The organism is Frankia sp. AgKG'84/4, assembly GCF_023242965.2.
Classification (GTDB): domain Bacteria; phylum Actinomycetota; class Actinomycetes; order Frankiales; family Frankiaceae; genus Frankia.
Genome location: NZ_JALKFU020000128.1, coordinates 1 through 11,039, shown reverse-complemented (window position 1 = coordinate 11,039; position 11,039 = coordinate 1). Strand labels below are relative to the sequence as shown.

The 11,039-nt window shown below is 70.2% G+C and carries 10 protein-coding genes and 1 pseudogene; 8 read left to right on the top strand and 3 right to left on the bottom strand.

Annotation, left to right across the window (positions count from 1 at the left end; translation table 11 throughout):
• The 4 genes from MXD58_RS10905 to MXD58_RS10890 form a co-directional block, all read left to right on the top strand.
• Window positions 1-198, top strand: a 198-nt coding sequence (locus MXD58_RS10905) for a hypothetical protein (RefSeq protein WP_250609278.1), incomplete at its 5' end; no start/stop codon positions are given.
• Between the two features lie 311 nt (window positions 199-509).
• Window positions 510-2,042 (top strand): glycosyltransferase family 2 protein, encoded by a 1,533-nt coding sequence (locus tag MXD58_RS10900; RefSeq protein ID WP_248837441.1) that lies wholly within the window; start codon window positions 510-512, stop codon window positions 2,040-2,042.
• A 150-nt stretch (window positions 2,043-2,192) separates the two neighbouring features.
• Window positions 2,193-2,636 (top strand): hypothetical protein, encoded by a 444-nt coding sequence (locus tag MXD58_RS10895; protein WP_248837440.1) that lies wholly within the window; start codon window positions 2,193-2,195, stop codon window positions 2,634-2,636.
• A 495-nt stretch (window positions 2,637-3,131) separates the two neighbouring features.
• Complete coding sequence (locus MXD58_RS10890; RefSeq protein WP_248837439.1) at window positions 3,132-3,746, top strand: class I SAM-dependent methyltransferase; 615 nt, start codon at window positions 3,132-3,134, stop codon at window positions 3,744-3,746.
• 66 nt (window positions 3,747-3,812) lie between these two features.
• Here the strand turns inward: MXD58_RS10890 and MXD58_RS10885 are convergent, their stop codons facing one another.
• Together MXD58_RS10885 and MXD58_RS10880 are read right to left on the bottom strand one after the other, a co-directional pair.
• The gene (locus MXD58_RS10885) at window positions 3,813-4,754 is read right to left on the bottom strand and encodes a hypothetical protein (RefSeq protein WP_248837438.1); all 942 of its coding nucleotides are present in this window, start codon (window positions 4,752-4,754) and stop codon (window positions 3,813-3,815) included.
• Between the two features lie 153 nt (window positions 4,755-4,907).
• Window positions 4,908-6,257 carry a CLIPPER-2 domain-containing protein gene (locus MXD58_RS10880; protein ID WP_248837437.1) on the bottom strand — a complete coding sequence of 450 codons (1,350 nt, stop codon included), beginning with the start codon at window positions 6,255-6,257 and terminating at the stop codon, window positions 4,908-4,910.
• Between the two features lie 401 nt (window positions 6,258-6,658).
• On the opposite strand from MXD58_RS10880, the gene MXD58_RS10875 reads away from it, so the two are divergent.
• Both MXD58_RS10875 and MXD58_RS10870 read left to right on the top strand, forming a co-directional pair.
• Window positions 6,659-7,042, top strand: a complete 384-nt coding sequence (locus MXD58_RS10875) for a YciI family protein (protein ID WP_248837436.1) — start codon at window positions 6,659-6,661, stop codon at window positions 7,040-7,042.
• Window positions 7,043-7,074: 32 nt separating this feature from the next.
• On the top strand, window positions 7,075-7,437 hold the full coding sequence (locus tag MXD58_RS10870; RefSeq protein ID WP_248837435.1) for a hypothetical protein: 363 nt from the start codon (window positions 7,075-7,077) through the stop codon (window positions 7,435-7,437).
• A gap of 4 nt (window positions 7,438-7,441) precedes the next feature.
• Here the strand turns inward: MXD58_RS10870 and MXD58_RS10865 are convergent, their stop codons facing one another.
• Window positions 7,442-8,146, bottom strand: a complete 705-nt coding sequence (locus tag MXD58_RS10865; RefSeq protein WP_248837434.1) for a histidine phosphatase family protein — start codon at window positions 8,144-8,146, stop codon at window positions 7,442-7,444.
• A 246-nt stretch (window positions 8,147-8,392) separates the two neighbouring features.
• Here MXD58_RS10865 and MXD58_RS10860 point away from each other — a divergent pair, with 246 nt between their 5' ends.
• Both MXD58_RS10860 and MXD58_RS10855 read left to right on the top strand, forming a co-directional pair.
• Window positions 8,393-9,958, top strand: coding sequence for a zinc-binding metallopeptidase family protein (locus MXD58_RS10860; RefSeq protein ID WP_248837433.1), 1,566 nt, complete (start codon window positions 8,393-8,395; stop codon window positions 9,956-9,958).
• A 751-nt stretch (window positions 9,959-10,709) separates the two neighbouring features.
• Window positions 10,710-11,039 (top strand): annotated as a pseudogene (locus tag MXD58_RS10855) (hypothetical protein); the annotation flags it as partial.

The window sequence follows — 11,039 nt, the reverse complement described above, 5'->3', positions numbered from 1 at the left end:
CCCCCCCCCCCCCCCCCCCCCCCCCCCCCCCCCCCCCCCCCCCCACCCCCCCCCCCCCCCCCCCCCCCCCCCCCCCCACCCCCCCCCCCCCCCCCCCCCCCCCCCCCCCCGCCCCCGCGCCCCCCCCCCCCCCCCCCCTCCCCCGAGCAGAATTCGGAAATTACGCACTGCACGTTTTATTCCCTCGTGCAGATTTAATATTACACCTGGTTGACCGAGTTCTTACCGGCCGGTGCCTTCAGCGGAAAGGCGGGATGGGAGGATGCCCAGCACATTCGAGGGGAGATCATGTGACTCAGATCGGACCCGACGGGGTAAGTGCTGCGGACGTCCGCGAGGTCACCACATTGTCGGCGGAGCCGGAGCTTCACCGGCACCCATCAATGACACCGACGGGCATCGCGGCACCCCCGCGGCCCGCGGTGCCCTCGCAGGTTTCGGCCGGCGGCGCCGGTCCTGCCCTCGGACCTCCGTCCACGCCGGCGCCGCTGGCGGACGAGGACGCCTGGGTGCGGGTACCCGCAGGGAGGTGCACGGCTCTCGCCGGGCCTGCCCTGGCGCTGGCCGTCGTCGTGATCGGGGCGGTGTACCTGGCCTGGCGGGCCAGTGGCCTGCACGGCACCGGCGTGGCCGGCCACCTGTTCTACGCCGCGGAGGTCGCGAGCTACCTCACCATCGTGTGGACGGCGGTGATGACCTCCCGGATCCGGCCGGGACTCGCCCGCCGCGCGCCGGCGCCTGTGGGCACGCTCGACGTGTACGTCACCGTCTGCGGCGAGCCGGCGGACATCGTCGAGGCAACACTGCGCGCCGCCATCGCGATCGACTATCCGCACCGCACCTATGTCCTCAACGACGGCCGCATCGCCCGGCGGGACAACTGGCGTGACATCGACGAGCTGGCCGGCCGGCTCGGGCTGACCTGTTTCACCCGGACGGACGGGCCGAAGGGCAAGGCGGCGAATCTGAACCACGCGCTGGCCCGCACCGACGCCCAGGCCATCATGACGCTGGACGCCGACCACATCGCCGTCGGAGACCTGGCCGAACGCGTCCTCGGTTATCTCCGGGTTCCGGCGGTGGGATTCGTCTGCACCGAGCAGCGTTTCGACGTGGGCCGCCACGACGTCCTCAACAATGCCGAGCCGATGCTCTACCGGGCAATACAGCCGGCGAAGGACCGCGACGGCGCGGCGAGCTCCTGCGGAAACGGCACCCTGTACCGGCGGGCCGCACTGGAGTCCGTCGGCGGATTCAGTGAATGGAACATCGTCGAGGATCTGCACACGTCCTACGAGCTGCACGCCCGCGGCTGGCGCAGCGTCTACCATCCGGAGCCGGTGTCCGTCGGCATCGCACCGGCGACCGCCGCCGAGTACGCGCGCCAGCGCAGCCGCTGGGCGATGGACGGGCTACGCCTGCTGCTGTTCGACAACCCGCTGCGCAAACCGGGGCTCACCCGCTGGCAGCGCGCGCACTACCTGCACACCGGCATCGGCTATCTGGTGGCGTGCGCCCAGATGATGTTCCTGCTCGGTCCGCCGCTGAGCGCCGTCGGCGGGATCCAGCTCGGCGCCGGCGTCTCGCTGACGTCCTACATGCTGCACGCCATGCCGTACCTGGCGGGTTCGACACTGATCGTCGCCCACCACGCCGGTCTTCGCGGCGCGCACCGGACGATCGCGAGCACCCTGTTCAACGCGCCGCTGTACGCGCTGGCGTTCGTCCGCGTCGTGCTCTCCGGGCGACCCGAGGCCGGCACCACCGCGAAGACCGCGCTGCCACGGATGTCGATCCTCCTGCTGCCCCAAGCCCTGTTCGCCGCCGCGCTGATCGCCACCATCGTCGTGATCGGACTCGACCCGCGACCGGCGGACCTGTCCGCGCTGGTGTGGGCGGGCGCGCTGCTGACGATGATCGCCGGTCCGCTGTCCGCGATCTCGCGGCAGCCATCGCTGGCCGACCGGGTCCAGCTGCCCATCCGCGCGAGCATCGCGGCGACGGTCCTCGCCCTCGCCGCGACCGCCCTGCTCACCGGCTGACGAAGCCGGGCGAGACCGTCGGACCGTAGTCGCACCCCGATTCACCGGCCGCCCGCGGTGAGTTCGGTGCGCTGAACGAATGTGCCTGCTGACGCAGCGCACCACCCGTATACGGTTCACGGTCATCATGCGGAAATCGGGGGACCTACGATGAAGTCAAAGATCATGTTTCCGGTCGCGCTCTCAGCGGCGGCAATCTTCCTCTCCGGCTGTGGTTCGTCAGCCGGCGATCTCACCTCAGCGACGCCAGGAGCTGGCGGCACTGCGGCGGCGGGCAGCGCGAGCGAAGCCAGCCGGCCGGCGTTGGAGACTGCGGTCCGGACGTATTCCGACGCCTACCTGTCGGGGCAGGGCTCAGTCGCCTACGGGCTGCTGTCGCAGCGCTGCCAGCAGCGGTTCAGCCAGGCGGACATCACCGGCCTGACCCAGGCGGCGAAGGCCCAGTACGGCGTGCAGCCGATTCAGAACCTCACGGTGGACACCCTCGCCGGCACGCTGGCTCGGGTGACGTACACGTACTCGACCGCCGAGATCAACCAGCAGTCCGAACCGTGGGTGTTCGAGCGGAGCGCCTGGCACCAGGACGACTGCTGACCGTCCAGGAACAACCCTCAGCGACACCCAGCCACCTCCCTCAGATCGAGGGCGGGGCCGTGCGGACGCCCTGATTTGAAGGTGCGGTCCCAGAGGGCAGCCCGAGCTCCCGGCGGCGGAACCGCTCAACGAGCTCAGCACGGCTATCCCATCCTGCGGCGTCCGGTTCACTGGTGGACCGGACGCCGAACCCTTCGTGCATCTCCAGTTCATCACTGTATAGCCACGGCAATCTCAATGACGGAGCATCGCTGGCGGGCATGCTGCAGCACGCCCGCACATCAGCTGCGGCGCGCACCGACGTCGACCACGGCAGGTACCGGTCCGAATAACCCTCTCACCTGCACCGCGGTATGGGTTGGAGGTAGTCGCCACCCTACAGCAGCTGTATATTGGAGCCGTGGATAAGGCACGAGTACGGCTCTCCAGAAAATAGACTACGGGCTGGCAACAGTTCTTTCAGTCCGCGACGCGACCTGCCGAGGAGGAGTCGCGATGGGTTTCTATGACGACCAGGTGCTGCCCCGGATTGTCGATCTCGCGCTCGGCAGGTCGATGGAGGAGGTACGGGCGCGCGTCGCGGCCGGGCTGTCCGGCGAGGTTCTGGAGATCGGTTTCGGGTCGGGACGCAACCTCGCGCATCTCCCCTCGGGGGTCACCCGTCTGCTCGCCGTCGAACCCGCGGCCGGCGGGCGCAGGCTCGCGGCGGCTCGCATCGCCGCGGCGCCCTTCGCGGTCGAGTTCGTCGGCCTCGACGGCCAGGAGTTGGGGCTCGCCGACGCGTCGGTCGACCACGTGCTCACGACCTGGACTCTGTGCACCATCCCCGACGTCGATCGGGCACTGCGCGAGATCCACCGGGTGCTGCGGCCCGGCGGCACCCTGCACTTCACCGAGCACGGCCGCTCCCCCAGCCCCACCGTCGCCCGCTGGCAGAACCGACTCACCCCCGCCTGGAGCAGAATCGCCGGCGGCTGCCAGCTCAACCGTCGCATCGACGACCTGGTCGAGAAGTCCGGGCTGACCCTGGACTCGGCCCGGACCTACCCGATGAGCGGAACGGCCCAGATCGGCTTCGCCTATGAGGGCGTCGCCTCGAAACCGGCCTGAGGGCACAGGTGGCCCGGCGGCGTCAGACCGTCGATTCGGGTCCGGCGGAGGCTGGTCGACGCGCCGCTAGAAGGTGTTGGCGGTGACCGCGTTCAGGCTGGCGCAGACGTGGTTCGCCAGCGCCCGGGTCTGGACCGCGTGCGCGGCGCCGACGTAGGCCGGCAGGGCGCCGACCGTCAGCGGGGTGACTCTCGCCCGCCAGGCCTGGATCCGCGCCTTGCGTGCCCCGTCCGGACCGGCCGTGGGATAGAGGTGCCTGTTGGCGTAGTTGAGGCCCTTGAGCAGGGCCCGCTGCAGCTCGCCCACCGAGGTTGCCGTGCCGACGTCACCGTGGGAGTCCTTGGAGTCCTGGACGAAATAGTGCAGCCCGGCCCGCACCGTCGGCTCGACCACCGCCGTGATGCCGTTCGCGAATCCCTTCCCGCGCGGCCCCGGTTCCTCCCACTGCTCGTCCTGCCCCGCCCCGACACCGGAATAGACCGGCTGGTTGAGAACCGAGCGAAGTTCCGCACCGGGAACACCGCCGGAACCGGTGACATTGCTGATCAGGCCGTCGCAGTTCTCGGTAAGCCACATCAGGTCGCCGGCGGAACCGAGGTTGAGGTTCGCCGGAAATACCTTCACCAGGGTACGGGCCGGCCCCCCGGCCGGTAAGGTGAACGTGACTGTTGAACCTGTCTCGGCTATCAGCTGGAAGTCGGAACCGGCCTTGGCGAGTGCGCGGTTCCAGTCCGGGATCGCGTTCTGGGCCGCGAAGAAGTGCCGGGGCTGGCGCTGGGTAAGGTCCGCCTGCTCGATGGCGAGGTTCCCCAGGTCGGAAACCCACAGCGCCGGCGCCGCCGGCGCGGCCAGCGTCTGGATGACCGGCGCGACGTTCGCACCATTGGTAAGAAAGGAGTATCCTAGCGGAGCGTTCACGTCGACACGGGCCGACAGGGCGGTGAAGGAACTCGTCGTGGTGTAGGTCGGAGCGACCGCTCCGGGCGCGGCGAAATGATAGAGCTGCACCGTGTGCTTCCTCTTGGGTCAAAGGCGATGACCTGCCGGCAAGGGACGCACAATATCGCGCACACAGACTACTCCGGTCACTTTTCCGGTAACCAACTCCGCAGATGTCTCACCTAAGACCCGTCCTACCCGGCTGATACACAATTGTCGCCTTCAGCCCGGCAAGCCGGCTGGGCTGACGATCGTCCACGGCTGGAACGTGATCGGTGGGAGCTGGATCGGCCCGACCGTGATGGGTGGGAGGTTCAGGACCGGAAGGCAGATCGGTGGGAACGGCCTGGTCAGGTCCAGCACGGGGCGGTAGGTGGTCGTCGCCGTCGTCGGCGCGCTGACGATCTGGGGGCCGAGTTCGATGGTGGCGGTCGCCGCGGCGGCGTCCGTGACCACGCCGGCGGCGACGTCCGCGCAGGTCGTGACGTAGGTGGCCGTGCAGGTCATGCTGCCGGCCGGCGCCAGCTCCGCGCCCGGGCAGCTCACCGGGCCGAGGCCGGGGTGGGGATCGAGCACCGCGATGTTCGTCAGCGCGTTGACGGTGCCGGTATTGGTGAGCAGGTACTGGTAGGTCAGGGTTTCCTCGGCGCCGCGGAAGGTCGCCGGGGCCACGGATTTCGCCACGCTCAGCCCGGAGGTTCCGACCTTCGTCACGAAAGCTGACCGGTTCGCCGAGCGGAGATTCTCACCGCCGGGGGCGATGCCGGTGGCGTAGGCGTCGTTGGTCACCGCACCGAGGGCGACGTCCACCTCCGTCGTCACATAGTGGGCGGTGCAGATGATCCGGGCGCCCGGGGCGAGGCTGCCGGTGGGGCAGAGAATCGGCGACAGTCCAGCGGACGAGTCGTGCACGGTCACGTCGGTGAGGGTGGCGTCGGTGTTGTTGACGATCCCATAGCTGTAATCGAGTCGCTGGCCCGCGGCGGTGAACCGTTCCTGCGCGGCGTTCTTCGACAGGCCGATGTCATCGTTGAACGGCGAGTAGGTCGCGGTGGCGGATTCCAGCTCCGAGGAGACCACCAGGCCCAACGGGACCTGGCCGGTCGCCGTCCCCGCGCCGACCACCCTGTTGACGAGAAAGTCGCGGCCGGCGGCGGTGTAAGGGGCCGTGCAGCTCATCGATGCGCCCGCGTCGAGCGTGCTCGACGGGCAGGTCGTGAACAGTCCGTACCACAAGGTGTAGCTCTGGACCCGGACATCGGTGAGCGGAACCGTTCCCGTGTTGCTGACCACGAAGATGAACGTCAGCGCTGTGCGGTTGGTGGTGAACGTGGTCGGGGAAACGCTGGCCGTGAGCGCGATCGACGCGGCGTCCGCTGCCACCGCTGCCCGTGCAGCCCCCGCGGCCGCGGTGGGTGCCGTCGCGGGTGCCGCGGTGGCGGTCGTGCCTGCCACGGTGAGTACACCGAGTGCGAAAGGCAGGGCGAGGAGAACATGGCGGGCCACGCGGCGTCGGGCGGCGGATCGCCACCTGACCGTGCCAGCTGAGAACAGCGAGAACAGAGCGGGCACCTTGCACTCCTCGAGCCGGCTACGGGCTCCGCTCCAGTCCCGCAGGTCAGCGGACGGAGACGGATCGGGCGCCCGCCACGGGGGCGTCGCCCGGACGATGGCCATGGACCGTCCAGGCGGGTGCGGGTCAGGCCGAGCGGGACCCGATCATCACATAGAGTTAACTAGTCGAGCGTGATATGTAAGCGGCGAGTCGTCTCGCCCGATCCCGCCCCCGCCGGTTCTGGTGGATGCCACGCAGGTCTGGTCGCGTACGCGGCCTTCCGAGGGTCTGTCGTCGCACGATCCGTCGTCGTCACCGAGCGGGCGTTCCTCGTCGGCACCGTGTCGATCCGCGGGCTGGTCGTTCGACCTGTGGGTGGATAGGCCGGCAGGCGGCCCAGCCCGAGGAGGAGAACACGATGGCGAAGTACATGCTGATCATGCGGGGCACCGACGAGTCGAACGCGGCCCTGCTCGCCGGGTTCGAGGAGCTGGCGGCTTCCACGCACCGGTACATCGAGGACCTGGTGAAGGCCGGCGTGTTCGTCGCGGCCGAAGGACTGGACGACGCCGGCCAGAGCGTCGTGGTCGACTTCAGCGGCGGGACCCCGGTGGCGACGGACGGGCCGTACGGAGAGACCAGGGAGCTGTTCGGGGGCTACTTCCTGCTCGAGGTCGCCTCGAAGCAGGAGGCGGTCGCGTGGGCCACGCGGATCCCGGCGGTCACCGGTTCCAAGATCGAGGTCCGGCGGGTGGCCGGCGACGACGAGCGGCCACTGGACGCCGCGGGTCGCGCCCAGTGACGGCTCGCCAGCGCGGTAAGGAGGCCGCGATCATGGCGCACTGGCAGGCCGCGTCGGCAGGTGACAGCGCGGCCGAGCATGCCATCTACGCGACAGCCGCCGTCCTCGACTATCCGCAGTCCGGGGAACGGTTCGTCGGCCGCGCGACCATCAAGGCGCAGCGCGGTGGCCATCCGGCACGGCGGCAGTTCACCGTGCTCCGGATCCGCGGCACCGGGGATCTCTGGGTGAGCGAGTGCGTGATCACTTACGACGGAGTGCCATCGCACTCGGTGAGCATCATGGAGTTCTCCGGCGACCTCGTCGCCCACGAGACCCAGTATTTCGCCGACCCTTTCGACCCGCCCCCGTGGCGGGCGGCACTGGCAGCGGCGAGGCCGGACGAGACCGCCTGATGCGCTACTGCGCCGCGCGGTTGTCGGCGGTGGCCTCGGCCACCGGAGCGCCCGTGACATCGTGCGTCGTGACGTCCTGCGCCGTGGGGTCGCGAGGAGCGGCTCCGCCCAGCGGTTCGCTGTGCCACGCGAGGAAGTTCCAGCCGGCCGAGGGGTCGCCGTCGAGGATGACCATTCCGGTGTTCCTGAGCCAGAGGTTCTCGACGGACCCGACACCGGGGACCCGGATGCCGGTCCAGGCGCGGATCGCGGCACCGTGGCTGACGACCAGGGCGGTGGCCCGCTCGCCGTGTGCGGCCGCGATCTTCGCGATCGCGGCGTCGTACCTGCCGACGAACTCGTGACCGTTCTGCCCGCCCGGCATCGCGCGGTCCAGGTCGCCGTGGATCCAGGCGCCGGCGACGGTGAGATAGGCCGCGATGGACTCCCGGTCGCTGCGCAGCTCGAGATCGCCCGCGACGATCTCCTCGAGACCCTCCTCGACCCCGATCGTCAGCCCGCGCGCCGCGGCGAGAGGCGCCGCGGTGAGCTGGGTGCGGATGAGGGCCGAGGCGTGGATCGCCGAGATCGACTCACCGCCGAGCACGCCGGGCAGCGCCCTGGCCTGCGCCTGACCGAGCGCGGTCAACTCGGCTCCTGGCCGCGCGGTATCCAGGGCCCCGGCAACGTTGTAGGGGGTCTGACCATGTCGGAGAAGTATGAGGCGCATCGCGACCGAGTTTAACGTGCCGCGTTCGCTCAGGCATTCGATATCGCACCCGCGGCGGTGGCACCATGACAACCCCGGAACGGTTGCGCCCGAGGCGTTGCGCGACCAGTATCGCGCCAGGTTCACCACTCCCCGTGAGCCGGTGGTTCGGCTCACTGTCCGAGGAGGCGGAACACGGCGCCTGTCTGGTCGCGGCCCGTTGGCTCCGACGCACACGATGACGGTGGCGACCCCGACCGCCGGCGGTTGCTCCAGCTCGGGGCGACGGGTGCGACCCTCGCCGCGGCCGGCGGACTGCTCGCGGCCTGCGGCGGCGGCTCGGGCAGCGGCGGTTCCGCGGCCCCGGCGGGATCAGCCTGGCCGAACGCGCGGCTCTCGGCGTCGGCGGCCCAGACAGTAGACCCGCGGCAGTTCCTGTCGACGAGCCAGGTGCGGGCGCTCGCCGTCGAGGCGGACCGACTGGGCCTGCGGGCGACCGGGGCCGCGAACCATGAGGGGTACCTGCGGACGCTCGCCGGGCTGTTCCGGCGGGCGGGCGTCGCCGATGTGGCGTTGGAACCGGTGCCGATGCGCCAGTGGCTGGCCACGTCCTGGTCGCTGACGGCGGACGGCGATGAGCTGGCGACGACGTACTACGCGCCGTACTCGAAGCAGACCGGCCCCGCCGGCGTCACCGCGCCGATGGTCCTTCTCCCGGTGGGCGTCGGCGACGAGGCCGCGGTGCGCGCCGCTCTCGCCAGCGTGGACGTCACAGGGAAGATCGTTGTCTTTGAGGTCGCCTACACCGAGCTGACCCTGCAGGCGTTCATCAGCGTCAGCTACCCGGATGCCTACCTGCAGGCCGCCGGCGACCCGCGAAGCCCGTCGACCGTCTACCGCCGGCCCTGGCTCAACACCGTCCCGCGGACGCTGGACCTGATCGCCGAGGCCGGCGCCGTCGGCACCGTCGGCATCTGGCCGGACCTGCCCGGGCGATGGGCCCGGCAGTACACCCCGTACGACGGGATCTTCCGGCCGATCCCCGGCCTGTGGATCGACCGCGACGGCGGCGCGCGGCTCAAGGAGCTCGCCGGCAACGGCGCGTCCGCCACGGTCCGGCTCGAGGCGACCGTCCGCGATACCACGACGCACAACCTCGTCGGCTACCTCCCGGGCCGGTCCACCGAGCTGACCGTCCTGCACACCCACACCGACGGGACGAACGGCATCGAGGAGAACGGCCCGGTCGGCATCCTCGCCGCCGCCCAGTACCTCGCCAGGCTTCCCCGTGCCTCGCTCCCCCGCACCATCATGATCATGCTGTCGACGGGTCACTTCGCCGGCGGCGTCGGCATCCGGCACTTTCTCGACCAGCACGGCGCCGACCTGGTGCCGCGGATCAGCTCGATCCTCACCCTCGAGCACCTCGGCACGCGGGAGTACCTGCCCGCCGCGGACGGCTCGATCAAGGCCACCGGGCGCACCGAACTCGGCACGTACTTCGCGCCCAACAGCCCGGGCCTGGTCGCCGCGACCAGCGCCGCCGTGCGCCGCGACCAGATCGCCTCCACCGTCGCCCGCCCCATCTCCGCCGGCCCGCCCGGCGCGAAACAGCCCGTCGGCTGGCCCGGTGAGGGCACCTACTTCTGGTGGTACGCCAGCCTGGTGACCGCGAACTACATCACCGGGCCCTACGGGCTGATCACCGCCGATCTCGACACGACCGACATGGTCGACTACGACCTGATGCGCCGCGAGGCGATGACCTCGGTCAGCACCATCCTCCGGCTGGCCGCCACCAGCAGCGCCGAACTGCGGGTCACAGCCGGCTGAGATCGGTCTGTCGCCACCCTCCAGACCCGATATCTTGCCGGGGCCGCATTCGCCGAATCCGGCGGGTCCACGACCGTTCGTTCGATCTGGCGGATGCAGTTCCGGCAAACGGGGAACCGGGTATCATCACCGGCCAGGGCACGAGTGGCGAGCGGTGATTCCGGGCGGCAACCGCTCGCCTGCGGTTCGCCTTTTGATGCGCGAGGCCGACCGCACGTTTCTTTCTCGCGTTCCGGGTGTTTCCTGCGGCTCGCTTTCTTGCTGGCAAATCTGGCCCATGGCACCATCAGGCCACACCGGCGCCGCGCGAAAAACAAAGATTTCGACCACGTCACACATCGCCCTTGTGCTGTCGTTGTCCGCTTGCCGATGATGCGTGGTCACATCGCACTCGGCGGGGCTGCGGTCCGGCGCTCGAACTCCCGGTCGCACGCCCACCTCGCGAGCCTATCGATAGGCACGATCAATCAGCGCCGAACGGCTGTTGCCCCGTTCTCGGGAGACTGATGGGGAGTGCGCCCGCAGGGCGCACTCCTGCCCGGCGGGGCGCGGGATCGACCTCGCCACAGAACACGAATTCCCCAAATCCCGACGGAACATCACGCTGCCGTCGCGCGGCGTTCGGTGGTGGATGCGGAGCGCCGCCAGTAGCCTGCGGCGAATTTGTCATGGATGTTCCGATATTCCCGCGTGGCTAGGCGGGCCGGGCAACGCCAGACGCGACGCGGAAGCATCTTTGGAGGTGCCCATGGTGAGTGGCCGTGCAGCGCGAGGCGAGCACGGGCCCGGCGTCCACCCGTCCCAGGGCCACCGGCGACCGTTGACCCGCGCCCGTGGGCGGGCCTGGCTCGCGGGCGCGGGCGTGCTTGCCCTGGCAGCCACGATCGTGGGATGCGGGCCGCGGGCGGTGGGGACAGACCAGCTCGGTGCCGGGGCGACGCCCGTGGGGGCCGGCGCCGTCAGCGAGAGTCCGCGGCCGGCCACCCCTTCGGCCTCCCCCGGGGCCGGCTACGACACGGTTCTGGTGATCGATTTCGGCGCCCAGTACGCGCAGCTCATTGCCCGGCGGATCCGCGAGTGC

Coding starts and splice junctions, on each gene's coding strand:
- MXD58_RS10895 (WP_248837440.1), top strand. CDS start 2,193: ATGAAGTCAAAGATCATGTTTCCGGTCGCGCTCTCAGCGGCGGCAATC.
- MXD58_RS10890 (WP_248837439.1), top strand. CDS start 3,132: ATGGGTTTCTATGACGACCAGGTGCTGCCCCGGATTGTCGATCTCGCG.
- MXD58_RS10875 (WP_248837436.1), top strand. CDS start 6,659: ATGGCGAAGTACATGCTGATCATGCGGGGCACCGACGAGTCGAACGCG.
- MXD58_RS10870 (WP_248837435.1), top strand. CDS start 7,075: ATGGCGCACTGGCAGGCCGCGTCGGCAGGTGACAGCGCGGCCGAGCAT.
- MXD58_RS10865 (WP_248837434.1), bottom strand. CDS start 8,146: ATGCGCCTCATACTTCTCCGACATGGTCAGACCCCCTACAACGTTGCC.